Here is a 20,343-nt window from a genome sequence, read left to right as displayed (position 1 = left end):
GCTCAGCGGACCTCGACCAGCCGCACGCGCTTGTAGATGCGGCGGTCCAGCGGCAGGCGGGTGTCGATGAAGCCGAGCGCTTCGTCGAACTCGAAGCTGAAGGTGGGGATGGGCGGACTGATGGAGATGAGCAGCTCGAACTCCCAGACACTGGAGAGCCGCGAGCGGCCGCCCACGGCCTCATCCGGCGGCGGGGGCAGCTTCTCCGCCATGGCGCGCACGTCCTTGAGGGCCTCCTTGTCGACCTCGGGCTGATGGCTGGGCTCCAGGAGCTGCACGTCCACGAGCTGGCCCTGTGCGTCCTGGACGACGCGGATGAGGGCGCGGCGCGTGGTGCGGAACTCCTGACGCATCTGCTGGCGCATCTCGCGGCGGGCATTGAGCGTGGGGTCTCCGGCGGTGCTGAGCGGCCTGCGCCGGTCCTCGCCCGGGCCATTCTTCGCGGCGAACGAGCCTGACGCGCCGTAGTCCGCCGCGCGCTCCATCCAGATGCGCGAGTACGCGCGGCCGCGCTCCATGCCCATGTCGAAGTAGCCCTGGAGGCCGTGCTCCTTCACGGAGCGGTCGGCGTCCCACGCCTTCATCAACGCCTTGCCGAGCTGGCCGTAATACGGGTGCACCAGCCCGCGTTCAACCCGGCCTCGGCCCACGCTTTCGGATACCAGCTCTTCCACCAGGCCCTGGGCTGACGGAGGCGCATGCGGGTCCACGGCGCCGCCGTCGAGCTCCGCCGCCACACCGCGATGCGTTCCTGAAAGCGCGGTGACCTGACGGGCCGCGAGCAACAGCCGCGAGCCCGGGACGGCGTTGGCGCCGTGCTCCGCGCGGGGCATGTCCGTGGGGGGTGTCCCCGCCAGGGGCGCGTCCGCGAAGCGGGGGAGCGCCGGAGCCGAGTCCAGGACCTCCGCGTGACGTTCAGGCCGCGCGTCCGCTTGGGCGACTTGCGTGTCGTGGGCGGGCGCGGCGTCGCGCTCAGGCGGCGTGGTGCCGGCGGCCATGGGCGGCGAGGCTGGTTCCGTCGGGGACTCAGAAGCCAGCGCCGGCGGTGCCTCCGCGATACGTCGGTCCGGGGCCTCGGGGGGCGTTGTTTCAGCCCGAGCTGGCGGCGTCCCTGAAGACGGCACAGCCGGCGTCGAGGGGAGTGCCTCCTGGGAACGCCGAGGTGACGGTGTCTGGGAAATACCAGGGACGCGTGTCGTGTCATCAGGCGCTGCCTGCCCCGACGGAGACCGGTGCTTCGCAGCCGTTTCATGCACAGGGGGCGCATGGGCGCTGTCCGAAGGCGTCGGCGACACCCGCTGGGCGGCTTCGGCGACCGAGCCCTCGTCCAGTATCAGCGTGTCCCTCGATACACGGGCCTCCGCCACCTCCACATCGACCCATTCCAGGGCAGGCGGCGAGGTCGCCGGAGGGGGCCTCGCGACCGGCTCCCCGCGCTCCAGGGCCAGCCACAAGAGCCCATGCACGCCCATGCTGGCGGCGAGCGCTGGCAGCAGGCGTCTGGTGGGCTCCCGGGGCATGCTGCCTCCATTTAACCCCGCTTTCACGTCATGCCCTGGGAATCCGCGAGGGGAGGATAGGAAACGCAACCCTGACGCGTTTACTCTTCGCGACATCGGAGGAAGGACCCCAAGATGTCGACCTCGCTGCTCGCGACGGATGGCTACAAGTTCAGCATGGCGGAGGCCGGCTGGCCGCTTCGTCGGGAAACGTTCTACTACTCGCACCGGCGGGGTGGTCTCCAGGTGATGCCGCTCGACGTGGCGGCCTTCGTCAAGTCGCTCATCCCGGAGCCCAAGGCGGAGGACTACGACTACCTCAGCCGGTACGACTATGAGATGGGCGTGGGGTTCAAGGCGGCCGTCCTCCGCCGTGAGAAACTCAGCATCCGCGCCATCCCCAAGGGCGCGCTCTTCTATCCGCGCGAGCCCATCCTCACGCTGACAGGCCCGTCCGCCCTGGTGTCCTGGGTGGAGCCGCTGCTGCTCCAGCTCAACTTCCGCATCCAGGTCGCCACCCTGGCGCTGTCGGACCGGGACGCGCTGGCCCGCGCGCTGGCCACCGTGACGTGCGACGAGCAGAAGGCCATCGCGCTGGAGACGCTCGACTCGGTGGGCGTGAAGGCGGTGCCCATCACCGTGGACGCGGAGGGCTACGCCAAGCGCGTCTTCGCCACCGTCAAGGAGTTGGTGGACATCGTCGAGGACCCGTCCCGCATCTTCGAGGTGGGCCTGCGCGCCGCCACCTGTCTGGAGCAGCACGAGCTGGCGCTGCGAAGCTGCAAGGACGCGGGCGTCACGCGCACCTCCAACGTAGCCGGGGCGGCGAAGCTGGGAATGGTCCCCGTGGGCACCATGGGGCACGAGCACATCCAGCGCTATGGCTCGGATGAGGCCGCGTTCCGGGCCATGCGCGAGCGCCGGCCGCAGCGCTCCAGCTACCTGCTGGACACCTTCGACACGCTCACGTCCGGAATCCCCGCGGCCTTCCAGCTCATCCAGGAGGAGCCCGGCAACAACGACTCCATCCGCTTCGACTCCGGCAACAAGAAGCTCCAGTACCTCTACGCGGTGACGCGGGCGCGGGACCTGGGGATTCGGCCCGTCAACATCCTGGAGGACGGACTGGACGCGGAGGCCACGCGGGAGTTCGAGGAGCTGCGGCGGCAGGTGGGCTGGGAGCCGTCGGCCCAGTTCTACGGCTACGGCGGCCACATCATCGCGCGGACCATGGACTGCCCGCTCACCCGGGACAAAGTCGCCGCCATCTACAAGCTGTCGCGCACGGGCAACACGCCGGTGATGAAGTTCGGCAACGAGCTGGCCGAGGGCAAGAAGAGCATCCCCGGCGAGCCCGTCCTCTTCCGCCGCCGCCATGGCTCGGGTCCCATCGGACTGGTCGGCCAGGTGGGAGAGTCCGTCCCGGACGGCTACTTCCCGCTCATGGAGAGCGCGCCGGAAGCCCCATCGCTGGTGGGCGCGCAGGAGGCGGCGGCCGAGGCGCGTGTCGCCTACACCGCCGCGACGCAGGCGCTGGTGGATGCGCTGCACCGCCGTCACTTCCCCCAGCAGCACCGCTGAGTCCGACATGCCCTTACCCATTCCCCGCTTCCACGAGGACGCCCGCGTCAGCCAGCTCTACCTGGAGCGTGGCGCGGAGGTCGCTGAGGAGGCCCTCCGCTACGTAGCGGAGCACCGCATCCGCCCCGCGCGTGAGGACGCGACGCGCATCGCCGCCTTTGGCATCGACGTGCAGGTGGCCTTCTGCACGCCGGGCGCCAGCCTCTTCGTGCCCGGCGCGGTGGAGGACACCCAGCGCACGCTGCGCTGGCTCTACGCGAACCTGGACCGGGTGACGGAGCTGGTGTTCTCGCTGGACACCCACCGCGCGTACCACGTGTTCCATCCGTCCTGGTGGCGTGACGCGGAAGGCCGGCCGCCGCCGCCATTGACGGCTATCACCGCGGCGGAGGTGCGCTCCGGCCGCTGGCGGGCCACGCGCTTCCACGAGGAGAGCCTGGCCTACTGCGAGCAACTGGAGGCCAGCGGCCGGTACGTGCTCACCGTCTGGCCCTTCCACGCGATGCTGGGCGGCCTGAGTCACGCGCTGGTGCCGTCCGTCTTCGAGGCGAGCCTCTTCCACGCCCTGGTGCGCGACGTGCCCACGCACTTCGAGCTGAAGGGGGAGCACCCGCTCACGGAGAACTACTCCGTGCTCTCACCCGAGGTGACGGAGGTGAAGGGGCAGCAGGTAGGGGCCTTCAATACGCGCCTCTTCGAGCACCTGATGTCCTTCGACCGCGTCTACGTGTTCGGCCAGGCCAGCTCGCACTGCGTGCTGAACACGCTGCTGGACCTGCGGCGTCACATCGAGCGGACGGACCCGTCGAAGATGGGCCGCATCCACATCCTGGAGGACGCCATGAGTCCGGTGCCGGCGCCCCCCCTGGAGCCGCTGCCCGCCTCGCTGGACTTCCCCCGGCTGGCGAAGGAGGCCCTCCGGGACTTCCAGGCGGCCGGCATGCGGGTGGTCCGGACCTCGGACCCGATGGAAGGGTAGCCGGGCGGCATTCCGAGCGAGTGCGCCCACGTACCCCGCGTGTGGTAGAATCTCCCGTTCGTTCCCGGCGAGGCTGGGGACCTCCGCGTCGGTGAAGGGGGAGTCATGGCCGCTCAATTCAATCCGCCTGCGTTCACGGTGCAGGTCGGCTCACACGGCGCGGAAGCGCTGAGTGTCTCGAGCATTTCCGGCACCGAGGCGTTGAGCCACCTGTACGACTTCCGGGTGGATTTCTTCGCCAAGGATGGCAACCCCATCGCCACCAGCGAGCTGCTGGAGCAGGACGCGTTGCTCACCCTCTCCATCCGCGACAGCGCGCCCCGCTACGTGCATGGCTGGGTCCGCGAGGTGGAATCGCTGGGCATGAAGACGGGGCGCCGCCGCTACCGGGCGCACGTGGTGCCCCGGCTGTGGCGGCTCACCCAACACCACCGCAGCCGCATCTTCCAGCAGAAGTCCGTGCCGGACATCCTCAAGGACGTCCTGGACGCGGCGGGCGTGAAGACGCGGCTGGCCCTGTCCGGCAGCTATGCCCCCCGCGAGTACTGCGTGCAGTACCGGGAGAGCGACTTCGCCTTCCTCAGCCGCCTCATGGAGTGGGAAGGCATCTTCTACTTCTTCGAGCACACCGAGGACGGGCACACCCTGGTGCTGGGAGACAAGCCCAGCGCGCATGCGCCCCTGCCGCAGGGGTTGCAGCTCCCGCTGCGTCCCAGCCTGGGCAAGGAGGCCGTGGAGGGCGAGTACCTCTCCGCGCTGGAAGTGGTGCACCGGCTGCGCCCCGGCGCCGTGCACCTGAAGGACTTCGACTTCGAGAAGCCCGGCCTGGACATCTCCGGCAAGGCGCAGGCGCCCGAAGGTGTCACGGAGCTGGAGCTCTACGACTATCCGGCGGGCTACGTGGCGCCGGGAGTGGGCAAGGCCGCGACCAACGTGCGCACGGAAGCGGCCAGCATGGGCGGGCGCACGCTGATGGGGCAGGGCGTGGCGCCGCGCCTGACGCCCGGGTACCTGTTGGAGGTGATGTCCCCGGAGGACGGCACCTTCGCGGGCGAATACCTGGTGACGGAGGTGGTGCATTCGGGCACGCAGCCGGACGTCAGCGCGGGCAGCGAGGCGATTCAGGGCCTGTACCGCAACCAGTACCAGTTGCTGCCCAAGGCCATTCCCTTCCGGCCCCGGCGCCTGACGCCACTGCCGCAGCTGGCGGGCCCGCAGACGGCCACGGTGGTGGGCCCCGCGGGCGAGGAGATTCACACCGACGAGCACGGGCGCATCAAGGTGCAGTTCCACTGGGACCGCGAGGGCAAGCGCGACGAGAAGGCCTCGTGCTGGGTGCGCGTGGGCCAGCCGTGGGGCGGCCCGGCCTGGGGTGACGTGTGGCTGCCGCGCATCGGCCAGGAGGTGGTGGTGCGCTTCCTGGAAGGCGACCCGGACCGGCCGCTGGTGGCGGGGGCCGTCTACAACGGCACCAACACGGTGCCGTATGGCCTGCCGGGGGAGAAGACGAAGTCCACGCGCAAGAGCGCCTCCAGCCTGGGCAGTGACGGCTTCAACGAGGTCCGCATCGAGGACGCGACGGGCCAGGAGGAGGTCTTCACCCACGCGCAGAAGGACGAGGACCTGCTCACGGAGAACGACAAAGACCAGCAGGTGACGGGCTTCGAGGACCTGCTGGTGAAGAAGGACCGCAAGCGCACGGTGGAGGGCAACCAGGAGCTGCGCGTGGGCTTGGACGACGTGGGCGTCGTCGAGCAGAACCAGACGTTGCTGGTGCAGGGCAACCGCTCCACTCGGACGACGCTGTCCCACGACGAGGAAGTGGAGGGCAACCAGACGATGACGGTGGGCGGCAACCTCACCGCGCTGGTGCTCCAGGGCGCCATGGAGAACGTGGGGGCCGCGAAGGCCACCACCATTGGCGGCGCCTACAGCGTCAACGTGGCGCTGGCCTACAACGAGGCCACCGGCGGCGCGCGCGCCCTCCAGGTCGCCGGCGCGCACACCGAGCACGTGCTGGGCATGCGGCAGGAGACGGTCGGCAAGGACAAGTCGGTGGACGTCGGTTTGGACTGGGACTTGCGCACCAAGGGCCAGCTCACGCTGACCGTGGGCAAGGACTGGGAAGAGGACATCGGGAAGACCACCAGCCTCTACATCACCGAGGCCATGGCGGGTCTGGCCAAGAAGTTCGAGCTGAAGGCAGACACCTTCTCGCTGCTCGTCGGTGACAACCTCATCCTGAAGATGGAGAAGTCCGGCAAGGTGACCTTCGCCCTCAAGACGCTCACCGTCGATGGCAAGGACGTGAAGATCAAGGGCGGCAAGGTGAAGATGGAGGCGGCCGGTTCGCTCAAGAGCGACTCGCGCAAGGCGAAGGAGCTGGAGCACTTCAAGGACCCAGACCCCGTCAACGTCGAGTTCAACCTCAAGGGCATGGACGGCAAGCCCATCAAGGACCAGCCCTTCGAGCTGCACATGCCCGACGGCACCATCAAGAAGGGCCGCGTGGACGGGAGCGGGAAGGGCGTGGTGGAGAAGGTTCCGCCCGGCGACTACCGCGTCGTCTTCCCGGAGATGTCAGGCCGCATCAACAAGGGTTCTTGAGCCGTACCCGCCCGCGCGGGCACACGCGCCATTTCGGATAGGCCAGCGATGGAAACGTACGTCGTCAAGGACGGGGACTCCCCCGACTCAATCGCGCAGAAGTACGGGTTCAAGGAATGGAAGCTCATCTACGAACATCCGGACAACGGTGGCTTGCGCGCCACGCGTAGCGCCAACGAAGTGAAGGCCGATGACCGGGTCATCATCCCGGACCTGCCTGAGAACCAGGTGTCCGCCGGCGGGCCGCAGAACCTCATCGCCACGCCGGGAACGCCGCTCACCTTGCCGCCCGTCCACTTCGACGCGCACATGCACATCATGAGCGGCAACTGCACGCCGATGCCCGCGCTGGTGCAGATGATGAAGGACAAGGGCCTGGGCTTTCTCATCGGCACGGGCACCAGCCGCACGAAGATCAACCGCCTGGGCTTCTGGGCGGCGAAAATCCCGTTCGCGCCCGACATTGGTGATGTGTCCCACCGCGACACGCACCGCATTGGCGAAGAGGCCGTGCGCTCCAATGACAGCCTCGCCCAGGACCGGACGGGATACGCCGCGGATGGAATGGGCAACGTGGAGGAGTACACCATCCCCGCGCCCCTGCGAGCCTATGCGTCCACGCAGGGCCACGCGGAGGCCAGCGCTTCCTACATGGGCATGTCCATCGTCCTCACCATGGACATGGATTACTGCCACCTGGCTGGCTACCAGGGGGACCCTATCTACAGCTCGGATTTTGATGGGGCCGAGCCCCGCTTCACCTACCGCTGGCGCACGAAGTCCGACGACCCTGGCGAGCTGATTGAAGCGAAGTCCGATGAGATACGGCTCCACGAGACGTGGGACCGGCAGCTCCGGCACACCGAGCAGGTGGTCGCGGAGAATCCCTTCCGGCTGCTGCCCATGTATCACTTCGAACCGCGCCGCTTCATCAAGAACGAGGACAAGTCGTTCCCCTTCGAGAAGGTGGTGACGGCCTCCAAGGCGGCTCCCTACATCGGCTTCAAGATGTACACGCCCCAGGGCTACATGCCCAAGGAGCGCCATGCGCCGGTGAAGGACATCCTGAGCTGGTTCTTCTCCGAGTGCGCGGCGAACGACATCCCGCTGATGACCCACTGCACGCCGTCGGGCTTCTACACGCACGAGCGGCGCTTCTACCTGGACCATGAGCCGGACGAGGCCATCCGCAACGACCCGAAGTACTGGCCCTCGAAGGAATCCATCGCCACCGCGGACGCGAACATCACCAAGGCGCGCGACCATGTGACGGAGCTGGAGGCGAGCTGGAAGAGCCACATCCCGCTCGTGCTCCGCCGCGCGCGCAATGGCGTGGAGGACGCCATCGAGGCCAAGGAGAAGCTGCTGAACCCGGGCCGGATGCGTTACTTCTATGAGAACTACGTGCACCCGGAAGCGTGGCGCCCGGTGCTCAATGACAATCCGAAGCTGCGCTTGTGCCTGGCGCACTTCGCCAGCGACGGCACCTTCTGGAACTTCCGCAAGGGGCTCACCGTCAAGGAGGATGGCCAGAAGGTCCAATACGACAAGAGCTGGATTGGCTCCATTGTCGAGCTGTGCAACGAGTTCCCCAACTTCTACACGGACATCTCCTATCTGGACCTGATGGAGAAGCAGAAGTGGAAGCTGCTGGCTGAAATCCTCAAGTCCAGTCCGTGGATGTTGAAGAAGGTCATGTTCGGCACCGACTGGTACATGATTACCGCCGAGCCCGTGGCGTACGCGGCCTGGTACAGCCGCACCATCCGCGGGCTGGAGTTCATCCAGAAGGAGCTGCCGACGCAGGTGAACCTCTTCACCCAGTTCGCCATCGTCAATCCCATGCGCTACTACCGCATGATGGAGGTCGCCCCGAAGATGAAGGAGGGCCTCAAGAAGCTTCAAACGGACCTCAACGTGACGGGCGCCGCGGTGGACAAGCTCGAGGACAACTTCACGACGCTGATGCGGCTGCAGCACCCGCTGGAACAGATTGACAAGGCGGGCGGCCTGGCCAGCGGTCCCATGTTGTTCACCGCGACGACGAAGGCGAAGTAGGAGCCCCGCCCATGGAGCCCAACAAGGACCCCTTCCTGCTGACGCCTCAACTGCCCGCGGCCGCGGCGCCCGTGCGTCATCCCTCGCCGTTCCCCTGGAATCAGGTGGCGCTCGTGTTTCCATCGCCGGCGCCGGATTCGGTGTCGGTGCTCACGCTGAACGACAAGCTCTGGCGGCTGGAGCTGTCCGGCTCCGAGGTGCGCCGCGTCGAGGTGGATGACGAGTACCTGGAGCAGGTCTCCGGAGGCGAACTGCAAGGGATGCTGCCTCCGTCACCCACGCACCTGGCGTACCTCCAGACTCGAAGCCTGGTGATGTACGACCTCAAGTGGCAACTGGCCAAGACGTGGTTCATGGTCGAGCGACTGGAGGAGGTCGCCATCCGCGGCGCGTGGATTTCTCACGCCCCGCTGGTGGTGGCGGCGGAGCTGGAGGACACCACGAATTATGCCCGCACCTCCCGCATCTCCTTCCGACTGCGCACCTGGCGGCTGGAGGGCGAAAAGCGCGCGAAGTTGGGCTCCCTGGAGCTGGGCTCCGTCGTCGGCGCGGTGAAGTGGGACGCGGGGGCGGGGCTGGTCGCGGTGCAGAAGCCCGGCGTGCCGCTGGAACTCTACGGACCTGACCTGACCAGGCCCCAGCCGGAGCACCCGCTGGCGCTCGCGCTGCGCAAGCTGGCGGTGGATGGCCTCACGTTGCAGTCGCTGCGTTTGCATCCCTCGTTGCCGGTGGCGCTCGTGGCCCTGGGCCGTGACGTGGCGCCGAAGCGGGAGGAGGGGAAGGAGAAGCCCGAGGACCCTGGCATCTGGCGCGTGTCGTGGGAAGGCGCGCCCGCGGTGACGGTGCGGGTGGCGCGTCATGCCTCCGGGGAGTCGGTGACGCTGGGCTCGCTGTCGCCCGAGGGTGACTGGCTCTACTACCGCGTCCTGAACAGCGAGGGCCGCAACCCGCAGCTCTACGTGCAGCAGGTGGGCGCGGCCTTCAAGCCGCCCCTGTCACTGGGCGCTGTTCCGGAGAAGGGCGCGGCGCTGCTGTGGACGGGCGGGGCGCCGTCGCTCGTCATGTATGACGGGACGAAGGACGCGCTGGTTCACTGGAAGCTGGCGGGCGCGGCGGCACCGGCGAAGCCTCCCGCGTCGCCGCCCAAGCCAGACGGGAAGTGACGGCCCGGCTCAGCGTCCCTTGAGGCGCTGGGCCGCCCACCGCGCGGCGGCTTCGCACAGCACCTTCGAGGCCGCTTCGCCTGGCTGGGCGTGGGCGCTCAGCTCCACCACCTCGTGGAAGAGGTCCAGCGCCAGGCCTTCGTCCCGCTGCACCTGTCCGGCGAAGAGCACCACCGGCGTGCCGTGCTCGCGGGCCAGCCTCGCGATGCCGCCCGGGCCTTTGCCCAGCGCCGTCTGACGGTCGAAGCGCCCCTCACCGGTAAGCACCACGTCCGCCATCAGCACGCGCCGCTCCAGGCCCAGCGCGCGTGACACCAACTCGTAGCCGGGCACCAGTCGCGCGCCAGCGAGAGTCAGCAGGCCAAAGCCGAAGCCTCCCGCCGCCCCCGCGCCGGGCCAGCCCGCGGACGTATCCCCCAGCACCGTTGCCGCGTGTGCCAACGCCGCCTCCAATGCTTCCACGCCGGCCGCGTCCGCGCCCTTCTGCGGACCGAAGAGCCGCGCGGCTCCGTCCGGCCCCAACAGGGGCGAGGTGACGTCCGTGGCACCCAGCAGCTCCACGGCGCCCAGACGGGGATGACGGCCGCTCGCGTCCACGCGGGCGAGCTGGGCCAGCGCCGCGCCTCCCGGGGGAAGCGGCTGTCCCCGCGCGTCCAGGAAGCGGAAGCCCAGGGCGCTGAGCGCGCCGGTGCCCGCGTCCGTGGTGGCGCTGCCACCCAGGCAGACGATGAGGCGTTCGCAGCCCGACTCCAGCGCCGCGTGCATCAGCTCGCCGGTGCCATAGGTGGACGCCTTCAACGCATCGCGAGCCTCGGGCGCCAGCAGCGACAGTCCGGACGCGGCGGCCATCTCCACCACTGCGGTGCGTCCGTCCTCCACCAGGGCCCAGTGCGCTTCCACGGGCGCGCCCAGCGGTCCACGCACCACCTGCTGACGACGCTCGCCGCGCAGGCCCGTCAGCAGCGCTTCCACGGTCCCAGGCCCGCCATCCGCGAGCGGCGCCACGTCCAGCACCACTTCCGGCGAGGACTCGCGGAGGCCGCGAGCCATGGCTTCAGCCGCTTCCGCGGCGGACAGCGTTCCCTTGAATTCTTGCGGTGCGACGAGCCAGCGAGGAGAAATCACGGTGAAGGGCTTGGCGCTTTCTGAGGTGTCCAGGGAACTCCAGAAGGCCAGGGGACCTGTACCGCGTCCTCCACCTGCGAGAGCCCCCACCCCTGGCATACCACTCCCAGCGTCATTCCCACTCCTGGGGTGATGCGTGTTTCATCACTTCTGTGTATCAACCGGACGTTGGCGCCGCGAATTCCTACAAAGACTTGAATTGAAAAGTGGCAATTCAAGCTTTCGTTGCCGCGCGCCAGGCCTCCGCATGCCAGTCCAGCAAAGGGCGCGGAGCCTTCAGTGAAGGGGCCACGCGCTGAGACACACGCTCCAGCCGCTCCAGCAGCGTGGCCACCGTCTCCGCTGGTTGGCGTGAGGGGCCTTGGATGCGCTGGCAGAAGAAGGTCCGGCAGCCGAAGGGCCGGTCCGCGTACACCGAGCAGCGCAGGCCCGTGGCGTCCAGGTAGGGACAGCCGCCGTCCGGGCGAGGTGGCGGCAGCGGGTGTCCTCGGGACAGCAGCTCCCATTCGGGCTGCCACAGCCAGGGCTGGCGCTTCGTGATGGCCAGTTGGCAGCACTCGCCGCTGGCCGGGCAGGAGTAGGGGGCGTAGGCCGCGTCCGCCTGGCGGTAGACAGCGCGCACTTCCTTCAGCGCGCGCTCCCGTTCGCGGGTGCCACCCAGGGGCGCGTCGTCCTCCTCGTCGTCCCAGTCCCGCGTCCGCATGGGCGTGTCCTCAGAGCACCCGGAGCACGAAGCACTTCAGGTAACGCGTCTCGCGCAGGTTGAGCAGCACGGGGTGGTCCCTGCTGGCGCCGCGGCGCTCGATGATTTGCACACGACGGCGGGCGTCCGCGGCGGCGGAGGCGAGCATGTCCTCGAAGGCCTGCTCGTCCACGTGGTACGTGCAACTGGCGGAGATGAGGATGCCGCCGGGCCGCAACAGCTGCATGGCGCGGAGGTTGATTTCCTTGTACCCGCGCACCGCGGCGGGGATGGCGTCCTTGTTCTTCGCGAAGGATGGCGGGTCCAGGACGATGGTGTCGAAGCGCTTGCCGTCGTCCACCGCGTCGCGGAGGAAGTCGAAGGCGTTGGCCACCACCACGTCCAGGTTGCTCAGCTTGTTGGCCGCGGCGTTCTCCCGCAGCTGCGCGGAGGCCGCTTCGGAGATTTCAATCGCCGTGACGTGCCTGGCCCGCGTGGCGAGCTGGAGCGCGAAGCCGCCGACGTAGGAGAAGCAGTCCAGCGCCTCGCCGTGGGCGTAGTGCGCGGCCATGACGTGATTCTCGCGCTGGTCCAGGAAGGCGCCCGTCTTCTGGCCCTCCAGCAGGTCCGCGCGCATCTTCACCAGTCCCTCGTCGAAGGACACCGGTCCGGGGTGTTCACCGCGCAGCACGCCCTTTTCCGGGGTGAGGCCCTCCAGGTTGCGCACGCCCACGTCGGAGCGGTTGATGATGCCGCGCGGGTTGAACTGCGCCTGGAGCAGGTCGGCGATGAGCGCCTTGCGCTGCTCCATGGCGGGGACCAGGAACTGCGCGCTGAGGAAGTCGCCGTAGCGGTCCACCACGAGCCCGGGCAGGCCGTCCGCCTCGCCATGCACCAGCCGGTACGTCTTCTCCCCCGGGAGCGCCAGCTGGCGCAGCCGCTCCGCGGCCAGGAGCCGCTCCCGGAAGAAGTCCGCGTCCACCGCGACGTCGTCGAAGGAGAGCCAGCGCAGGGAAATCTTCGAGTGCTTCGAATAGAAGGCCTTGCCCAGGAACCATCCCCGGGTGTCCGTCACGCGCACCACCTCGCCGCCGGGCAGCCCGGGGTCGCCATTCAGGTCCGCGCGGTAGATCCACGGGTGGCCGCCCTGCCAGCGCTCCACGCCGCGGCGCAGCAGCGACACCTGGGGGAGGCCGTCTGGGCCCAGCTCGGGCGAGGTGCGGTCCGGGGCGGGCTTCTCGGGGCGGGCGTGGGGGCGGCCCCGGCCCTGCTGCTGAGAGGAGGGGCCCGAGGGCCGGTTTCCGCTTCGGCGCGGGTAGGGGGGCTTGGAAGAGGTGGACATGGCGTTCGCGGCGTATACTCGCAACCCGCGTGAGATACGAGTTGCTCCTCCAGACGATGACGCCGGGTTCGCCTTATGAGGCGGCGCGGGTGGATGCCCTCCTTTCCGAGCGGGGTGTGGTCGCTCGGCCGGACGGCGTGCGCAGGTGGTCCTTCAAGAACGGCGACGTCGACATCGGCGAGCTGCGCGAGGGCGGCCAGGTGGTGGCCACCGAGCTGCGCGTGCCGCTGTCGGACCGCCCCGACCTGATGCGCGAGGCCGTGGAGGCCGCGGCGGCCCTGGCCTCCGAGGCCGGTGTCCGGCTGGTGGACCCGCAGCTGGGCCGCTCGCTGACCGGCAATGACGACGCCGGAGTGATGGAACAGTACGTCCGCACGGCGCGCTACGCGGGCGAGGTTGCCGGCGTGCCCGAGGCGATGGGCGCGGGCAGCTACGCGCTGGAGACGGAAGGCTCCCGCGGCTTCCAGCTCTCCACGCGCATGGTCCTCATCGCCATTGGCGTCTTCGTGGCCCTGTACCTGGTGGTGGACTCCCTGGTGGGGCAGCTCGGCGGGCGCTGACGCGGCGGAAGACGAGCACGGCCCCCCTCGAAGAGTTACCTTGGGAGCGTGTTCCGCTACCTCCTCCTCGCCCTCATCGTGGTGCCCTTCCTCGAGCTCTACCTGCTCCTGGCCATTGGCCGGCAGATAGGGCCCATGCCCACGCTTGCCTGGGTGCTGGTGTCCGGCCTGGTGGGCACCGCGCTCTCCCGGCGGGAGGGCAGGCGGGTGCTGCGCCACTGGCGTGAGTCCATGGCGCGCGGCCAGGTGCCTGAGGAAGGCATCCTCAGTGGCGTGCTGGTGCTGGCCGGCGGCGTGCTGCTCGTCATCCCCGGCATCATCACCGACGTCGTGGGGCTGCTGCTCCTGCTGCCGCCCGTGCGGCGCCTCATCTCCGCGCGCGTGCGCCGCACCCTGGAGCGCAAGGTGCGTGATGGCTCGATGCACGTCACGACCTTCGGTGGCGGGGCGTTTGGTGGCGGCTTCCACGCCTCCGTGGGAAGCCCCTTTCCTGGAGGCCCCGTGCCGCGTTCGCCGCAAACCGGTGTCCTGGAGCCGGACGCCGGCGGCACCGTGGCCCGTAGGCCTCAGGGCCCGCAGTCGGAGGTGGACGCCGAGTTCACCGAGGAGGAGCCCCGGCGGAGCTGACGCGCCGCCCGGACGTCAGCTCCCGCGCGAGCCCAGGCTGCCCACGCTGGCTTCCAGCGTGGTGGAGCCGGTGCGCCACGGCCGGGCCTGGTCCCTCAGCCACGTCCCGATGCGGGCCAGCAGGCCGCAGGCCACCAGCAGCGACACGCCAATGCCCAGTCCCTCCGGGAGCGTCAGGGTGGGACCCACGCGGCTGGACAGGCCCGCGTAGCTGGACCAGCCGTACACGATGGGCAGGTGCATCACGTAGACCCACAGCGACAGGCGGCCCAGGGGCGCCAGCAGGCCGCTGACCTTCCGCGGCAGCAGGTTGACCACGCCCAGCACCATCATTCCCTGGGCCACGCGGTAGGCCACCAGCCACGCGCTGGCGGTGCCCCAGTCCTGGTTCTGCCCGCGCATGAACCAGAAGAGGCCGCCGCCCAGAATCAGCAGCGCCAGCCCCTGGGGCACGCCGGGGCGCAGGGTGCCCAGCAGGCTCGCGGCCAGGGCGCCCGCGAAGAAGTAGCTGGCCCACGGGAAGAAGGGGAAGCGGCTGGCGCCGCCACTGCCGATGAGCTGGGTCAGCGGCCCGGGCAACCCTTCGCCCAGGGTCCACATGGTCGCGCTCACCAGCGGCAAGCCCACCGCGACCACCGCCAGCATCACCGTGCGTCCCCAGCGTCCCGGCGTCACCGCCAGCAGGGTGGCGCCCGCCAGGAGGGCGAAGCCGATGCACTGGAGCGCGTCGAAGACGAGCACCTTGGACAGCATCTGCTCAGTCAGCCCCATCTGGATGACCGTGGACCACCCGGGCCAGTGGACGAGGTAGCCCAGGAAGATGAGCAACAGCGCGCGCCGCACCCGTTTACCGTAGGTGTCCCGGGCCGCCGTGGGTTTCGAACCCAGCGCCGCGACCACGGCCCACCCGGCGACCATCAGGAACAGCGGGGCGGTGATGCCTCGGCAGGCCCAGTAATGTTGGACCCACACGTCCGCACGCACGGCCGGCGACAACACCGCGTCCAGCGTGTGGCCAATGACCATCGCCATCACCGCGAGCCCGCGCGCGCAGTCGAGCCCGGGGTGTCGGGTGTCTCGTTTCTGGAAGGTGAAGGTAGGGCCGAGTTGACTCACGAGGTCCCCAGCATAGGCCGTGACTCGGGCCACGTCTCGAAAACGCATGAACCCGCCAGCCCCCACTTCACGGAGAGACAGGGCGCCCTGACGGGTCGTGTGGTGCTACAGGGAAGGACATGCGCCTGCACGCCCTGCTTCCCAGCTTGCTGATGCTTGTCCTCCTGGCTCCTCTCGGTGCGCGCGCCGCGTCGGGTGATGAGTGGCTGGGGCCGGACAAGCCCAAGCACTTCGCGGCGTGTTTCATGTTCGCGGGCGCGGGGTACGCCGGTGGCGCGCTGCTCTTCGACAATCCCCACGCGCGCTGGCTCACCGGCGCGGGGCTCGCGATGGGCGCGGGAGTGGGCAAGGAACTCTATGACTTGGGGCGCGGGACGACGTTCTCGATGAAGGACCTGGCGTGGGACGCGGTGGGCACGGCGTCCGGGCTCGCGGTGTCGTACGTGGTGGACCGGCTCGTCTTCCGCCGTGACGACACGCCATCCGAGGTGGCCCGCCGGGCGCGGCTACGTCGCCCCGTCGCGCTCCGCCTCCGCGTCGCTGGGGACGGGGGCCTCCCGAGCGGGCTCGCCACGCGCATGGCGTTCGACGAGCTGTACCAGATCCTCTCGATGCAGCCTCGGGTCCACCGTCACCAGGGCGCCGCCGCGGCCGGAGGCGCTGGAGACGAGCACGGTGACCTTGCCGCGCGGGCACTGGTTCATGCAGCCGGAGGGGAGCACGCGGACCTGTTCCCCCAGGCCGCGTTCGGTGAGCGTGCCTTGGAGCCAGCGCGGCAGGTCCAGTCCTCCGGCACGCGCGCCGCCCTTCATCAGGCACTTCCGGCAGACGAGCACCTCCACGTCCTCCACCGGTCCACCGCCGCTGTCGTCCCGCATCCGTCCTCCGTCGTCTCGTCGATGCCGCTCGATGCGCCACGCGCCCGGCCCTGAAGCACAGGGGCCCTGTTGGCCGAAGCACGCACGGCGGCCTGAGACTGGGAGGTAGCGCGCTGTCAGGAATCCCGCAGGCCGCCCTGGTTGTTCGAGTGCTTCCAGAGCGGGAAGGCAGCCCGGTGGCTGATGGGTCCTGAAAGCGGACGTGCAGGGATGTCACGACGCGGCATTCCTCCCAGGCTGCTTGCTGCTAGGTTGCGCCGCGCTATCGAAGTGGCCATGGAGGGCTTCCATGATTCAGAACCGGTGGGTCTCGCTGCTGTCGCTGTCCGCCCTGGGCGTCAGTGCGCTCACGGGGTGTGAGCGGACGCCGCCGCCCGCTGAGGCGCCCGTGGCCGCGCCGGAAGCCCAGAAGCTGCCGGCGCCCAAGCCGATGACGGCCGAGCAGCTCGCGCACTTCTTCAAGCCGCTGCCCATGCGCAAGGACGCGCCGCCTCCCCCTGAGGACACCGACGCCCAGGTGACGCTGGGGCGGATGCTCTACTTCGAGCCGCGCCTGTCGAAGAACCACGACGTGTCCTGCAGCACCTGCCATGGCCTGACGACCTTCGGCGTGGACAACAAGGCGCTGTCGGATGGCCACAAGGGGCTGAAGGGCACGCGCAACTCGCCCACCGTGTACAACGCGGCCGGGCACATCGCGCAGTTCTGGGACGGGCGCGCGGACACGCTGGAGGCGCAGGCCACGGGCCCCATCCTCAATCCGGTGGAGATGGCCATGCCGGATGAGAAGCGCGTGTTGGCCACGCTGACTTCCATCCCGGAGTACACGAAGCGTTTCCGTGAGGCCTTCCCGGGCGACAAGAAGCCGGTGACCATGGCCAACACCGCGCGCGCCATCGCCGCCTTTGAGCGCAAGCTCGTCACGACCTCGCGCTTCGATTCCTTCGTGGGCGGCAAGCACGACGCGCTGACGGAGCAGGAGCAGCGGGGCCTGCAGCTCTTCGCCACCACCGGGTGCACCACCTGCCACAACGGCCCCGCCGTGGGCGGTACCTCCTTCCAGAAGCTGGGCCTCATCGAGGACTACCCGGGCCTGAAGGACGCGGGCCGCTTCGACGCCACGAAGAACGAGGATGACCGGGGCAAGTTCCGCGTGCCCACGCTCCTCAACGTAGACAAGACGGGGCCGTACCTGCACGACGGCAGCGTGGTGGAGTTGCCGCAGATGGTGCGGCTGATGGCGAAGCACCAACTGGCGCGCACGCTGACGGACCCCGAGGTGGACGACCTGGTCGCCTTCCTCAAGAGCCTCACGGGGGAGCTGCCCCCCGCGGAGTTCATCGCTCGGCCCCAACTGCCGCCCAGTACCGCGAAGACGCCCAAGCCGGACCCGTCTTGAAAGGTGCGCGGCGCCCCGCGCGTTGCTAAGCAGCAAGGTCCATGGACCGAATGCTCTTCTACGCCCACTCCGGGCTCCGTTATCTGGTGCTGCTGGCTGGCATCCTGGCCCTCGCGTACTTCGCCTACGGGCTCGCCACCCGGAAGCCCTTCGACAAGCTGGGGCGCATCCTGGGCTCGGCCTACTCCGGGCTGCTCCAGCTCCAGGTACTGCTGGGCGTCGGCGTGCTGGTGACGCGCTTCTATTACCCGGCGCTCATCGGGCACATCGTGATGATGGTGCTCGCCGCCGGTGTGGCGCAGGCGACGCTGTCCATCAACCGCCGCAAGCCGCAGCCGGCCTTCGTGCTGCCGCTGGTGGGCGTGGTGGTGTCCATCGTCTTCATCATCGGCGGCATCATGGCCATTGGCCGTGGCGTGTTCACCACGACGGCGATGTGAGCCGCGCCGGGTAAATGCTGCGCTGAATCACGGCGCGCGGCGCAAATGCTGCGCGCATCAGGCCAACCCCCACGCATGTTCGCCTGGGTGTTGGCCTTTCGTCATTCTGGCCCTCGCATTGCAATTCGTGTCGTGCGTGCCGGGCAGTGAGCCCGGCCTCCCTTCGAGGAGGGGCACGCGGCGATGCGGACACATGCCCAGGAAGGACGACCGCGCATGGCGCGGGGGCTCGTCCCCGTCATTCAGCTTCTGGCCCTGGTGGCGGCGCCAGTGGCGGGAGCGCAGAGCGCCTCGCAAGGGGCCACGCTCTTCACGCAGCGCTGCGCCACCTGTCACACGGTGGGCGAGGGCGACCGCGTGGGGCCGGACCTGCACGGCGTCATGGAGCGGCGCGACGAAGCATGGGTCACCCGCTTCATCACCAGCCCCGGCGCCGTCATCGACGAAGGCGACCCGGTGGCCAACGCGCTGCTGAAGCAGTTCAACGGCATCCGCATGCCGGACCAGCAGCTCGCTCCCGAGGAGCTCGGCGCCCTCTACGCCTTCTTCCGCGACTGCACGCAGAAGGGGATGGGCGGCTGCAAGCCATCGCCCGCGGCGAAGATGGGCACGGACGCGACTTCGGAAGAGATTGCGCGCGGCCGCCGGCTCTTCGAGGGCACGGAAGCCCTGGCGAAGGGCGGTCCCGCCTGCTTCGGCTGTCATGACGTGCGCGGGCTGGGCGTGGCGGGCGGCGGCACGCTGGGGCCCAACCTCACCTTCGCCTTCGCGCGCATGGGCGAGCGCGGCATGCGGCCTCTGCTGGCGAAGCTGGACACGCCGATGATGGCCGCGCTGTACGCGAAGGCCCCGCTGGAGGAGGAGGAGCAATACGCCCTCAAGGCGTACCTCGCGGACGTGTCGCGCGACGGCAGCAAGCCTCGCACGGACAGGGATTTCTTCTACCTGGGCCTCGTCGGAATGCTCGCGGTGCTCGGGTTCATGGGCGTTGCCTTCAACGCGCACACCAAGCGAGGTCAGCCGTGAGTGAAGCCCTCTTCTCCGCCATCCCCTACGTGGCGGCGGGCGCGGCCGTGGCGGGAGTTGCGCGCCGGCTGATGGCACGCGCACCCGCGAGTGCCCCCACGCCCTGGACGCAATCGGGACGGGCCGTGCTGGCGGGGGCCGCCATCGTGGGCCTGAACCATCTGCTGGGGCTGCTGGCGCCGCGCGTGATGCAGGCCTTCAATGCGTCGCCGGGCCGCCTCTTCACGCTGGAGGCGGTGAGTCTCATCGGCGCGCTGCTGCTCGCCTGGGGCCTGGCGGGCCTGACGGTGCGCCGCGTCCGGGAAGGGCAGTGGAGCACCGCCGCGCTGCTGGGGTTGCTGTTCGCGCAGTCCCTCTCCGGCATCTACCTGGCGGTGGCGGTGCGCTGGGGCTCTGCCTGGTACGTCCACGTGGTGGTGCCGTACCTGCGCTCGGTGCTGGCCTTCCAGCCGGACGCGTCGCTGCTGGCGCAGGCGCCCTTCATCGTCCAGTTCCACACCCTGTTCGGGATGGTGGTGCTGGCGCTGGCTCTCTTCATCCGCGCGCGGCCCGAGCCCATCACCGCGCCCCTGCTCGTCACGCCTCGGGAGGAGACCGCCCGCTGACGCGGCGGCACACCCGTCATGAAAGACGCCTCGACTCGCTTCCCTTGTCGTGCCCTGACCGCTGGCTGGCTGGCCCTGTCCCTGACGGCATGCAGCGGCCCGGTGAACAACCAGCAGGGCTACATGCCCGAGCAGCCCGTGGCCTTCTCCCACGCCGTCCACGCCGGGCAGTACGGCCTGGATTGTCAGTACTGCCACGTGGGCGCGGAGAAGAGCCGCCACGCCGGCGTGCCCTCCACCAGCGTGTGCATGAACTGCCACACGCAGGTGAAGACGGACTCGCCCGAAATCAAGAAGGTCGCGGCCGCGGTGGCGGAGAACAAGCCGCTGGCGTGGGTTCGCATCCACCGTCTGCCAGACCACGCGTACTTCAACCATGCCAGCCACGTGAGCGCGGGCCTGGACTGCCAGACGTGCCACGGGCCCGTGCAGGAGATGGTGCGCGTGGAGCAGAAGGAGCCCATGACGATGGGCTGGTGCCTGGACTGCCACCGCGACACGGCGGCGAAGCAGGTGTCCGCGCCGCCGCCTTCCGCGCCCCGCGCTGGAGAGCTGTTGGCCTTGTCGTCCGGTGCGCCCGCGCCGGAGCCGTTGAAGGCCCCTCGAATCCTGCAGCCCCCCACGGACTGCTCGAGCTGCCACCGCTGAGGAGTCCC

At 69.3% G+C, this 20,343-nt stretch carries 18 protein-coding genes; 13 read left to right on the top strand and 5 right to left on the bottom strand.

Features of this window, described 5'->3' with window-relative positions:
- Positions 1-2: 2 nt before the first annotated feature.
- Positions 3-998: an energy transducer TonB family protein gene (locus tag BHS09_RS28655; RefSeq protein WP_237079888.1), complete on the bottom strand. Its 996-nt coding sequence runs from the start codon at positions 996-998 to the stop codon at positions 3-5.
- 636 nt (positions 999-1,634) lie between these two features.
- On the opposite strand from BHS09_RS28655, the gene BHS09_RS28650 reads away from it, so the two are divergent.
- From BHS09_RS28650 to BHS09_RS28630, 5 genes are all read left to right on the top strand, one after another.
- Positions 1,635-3,080, top strand: a complete 1,446-nt coding sequence (locus BHS09_RS28650; RefSeq protein ID WP_140799630.1) for a nicotinate phosphoribosyltransferase — start codon at positions 1,635-1,637, stop codon at positions 3,078-3,080.
- A gap of 7 nt (positions 3,081-3,087) precedes the next feature.
- Positions 3,088-4,059 carry a cysteine hydrolase family protein gene (locus tag BHS09_RS28645; RefSeq protein WP_140799629.1) on the top strand — a complete coding sequence of 324 codons (972 nt, stop codon included), beginning with the start codon at positions 3,088-3,090 and terminating at the stop codon, positions 4,057-4,059.
- 105 nt (positions 4,060-4,164) lie between these two features.
- Positions 4,165-6,666 carry a type VI secretion system Vgr family protein gene (locus BHS09_RS28640; protein ID WP_140794612.1) on the top strand — a complete coding sequence of 834 codons (2,502 nt, stop codon included), beginning with the start codon at positions 4,165-4,167 and terminating at the stop codon, positions 6,664-6,666.
- Positions 6,667-6,714: 48 nt separating this feature from the next.
- Positions 6,715-8,724: an amidohydrolase family protein gene (locus BHS09_RS28635; protein WP_140799628.1), complete on the top strand. Its 2,010-nt coding sequence runs from the start codon at positions 6,715-6,717 to the stop codon at positions 8,722-8,724.
- Positions 8,725-8,735: 11 nt separating this feature from the next.
- Positions 8,736-9,887 (top strand): hypothetical protein, encoded by a 1,152-nt coding sequence (locus BHS09_RS28630; protein WP_140794610.1) that lies wholly within the window; start codon positions 8,736-8,738, stop codon positions 9,885-9,887.
- A gap of 9 nt (positions 9,888-9,896) precedes the next feature.
- On the opposite strand, the gene BHS09_RS28625 is transcribed toward BHS09_RS28630, so the two are convergent.
- The 3 genes from BHS09_RS28625 to BHS09_RS28615 form a co-directional block, all read right to left on the bottom strand.
- Positions 9,897-11,012, bottom strand: coding sequence for a glycerate kinase (locus BHS09_RS28625; protein WP_140794609.1), 1,116 nt, complete (start codon positions 11,010-11,012; stop codon positions 9,897-9,899).
- A 214-nt stretch (positions 11,013-11,226) separates the two neighbouring features.
- Positions 11,227-11,715 (bottom strand): YkgJ family cysteine cluster protein, encoded by a 489-nt coding sequence (locus BHS09_RS28620; protein ID WP_140794608.1) that lies wholly within the window; start codon positions 11,713-11,715, stop codon positions 11,227-11,229.
- A 10-nt stretch (positions 11,716-11,725) separates the two neighbouring features.
- Positions 11,726-13,036, bottom strand: coding sequence for a class I SAM-dependent rRNA methyltransferase (locus tag BHS09_RS28615; RefSeq protein WP_171410265.1), 1,311 nt, complete (start codon positions 13,034-13,036; stop codon positions 11,726-11,728).
- 29 nt (positions 13,037-13,065) lie between these two features.
- Here BHS09_RS28615 and BHS09_RS28610 point away from each other — a divergent pair, with 29 nt between their 5' ends.
- Positions 13,066-13,596 (top strand): hypothetical protein, encoded by a 531-nt coding sequence (locus BHS09_RS28610; protein WP_140794607.1) that lies wholly within the window; start codon positions 13,066-13,068, stop codon positions 13,594-13,596.
- Between the two features lie 48 nt (positions 13,597-13,644).
- Positions 13,645-14,223 (top strand): FxsA family protein, encoded by a 579-nt coding sequence (locus tag BHS09_RS28605; protein ID WP_140794606.1) that lies wholly within the window; start codon positions 13,645-13,647, stop codon positions 14,221-14,223.
- 15 nt (positions 14,224-14,238) lie between these two features.
- On the opposite strand, the gene BHS09_RS28600 is transcribed toward BHS09_RS28605, so the two are convergent.
- Entirely contained in the window at positions 14,239-15,387 is a 1,149-nt protein-coding gene (locus BHS09_RS28600) for an acyltransferase family protein (RefSeq protein WP_237077533.1), read from the bottom strand.
- 71 nt (positions 15,388-15,458) lie between these two features.
- On the opposite strand from BHS09_RS28600, the gene BHS09_RS28595 reads away from it, so the two are divergent.
- The 6 genes from BHS09_RS28595 (at position 15,459) to BHS09_RS28570 (ending at position 20,335) form a co-directional block, all read left to right on the top strand.
- Positions 15,459-16,271 (top strand): YfiM family lipoprotein, encoded by an 813-nt coding sequence (locus BHS09_RS28595; protein ID WP_140799627.1) that lies wholly within the window; start codon positions 15,459-15,461, stop codon positions 16,269-16,271.
- A gap of 235 nt (positions 16,272-16,506) precedes the next feature.
- Positions 16,507-17,616: a cytochrome-c peroxidase gene (locus tag BHS09_RS28590; protein WP_140799626.1), complete on the top strand. Its 1,110-nt coding sequence runs from the start codon at positions 16,507-16,509 to the stop codon at positions 17,614-17,616.
- Between the two features lie 41 nt (positions 17,617-17,657).
- Positions 17,658-18,056 (top strand): hypothetical protein, encoded by a 399-nt coding sequence (locus BHS09_RS28585; RefSeq protein WP_090490155.1) that lies wholly within the window; start codon positions 17,658-17,660, stop codon positions 18,054-18,056.
- Positions 18,057-18,272: 216 nt separating this feature from the next.
- Entirely contained in the window at positions 18,273-19,082 is an 810-nt protein-coding gene (locus BHS09_RS28580) for a c-type cytochrome (protein ID WP_140794602.1), read from the top strand.
- Positions 19,079-19,687 (top strand): respiratory nitrate reductase subunit gamma, encoded by a 609-nt coding sequence (locus BHS09_RS28575; RefSeq protein ID WP_140799625.1) that lies wholly within the window; start codon positions 19,079-19,081, stop codon positions 19,685-19,687. Before BHS09_RS28580 ends, BHS09_RS28575 begins: the two co-directional genes overlap by 4 nt.
- A gap of 18 nt (positions 19,688-19,705) precedes the next feature.
- Positions 19,706-20,335 (top strand): cytochrome c3 family protein, encoded by a 630-nt coding sequence (locus BHS09_RS28570; RefSeq protein WP_140794600.1) that lies wholly within the window; start codon positions 19,706-19,708, stop codon positions 20,333-20,335.
- Positions 20,336-20,343 lie beyond the last annotated feature (8 nt).

This window comes from Myxococcus xanthus (assembly GCF_006402735.1).
GTDB lineage: Bacteria > Myxococcota > Myxococcia > Myxococcales > Myxococcaceae > Myxococcus > Myxococcus xanthus_A.
This window is presented reverse-complemented; position numbering and strand designations above follow the sequence as displayed.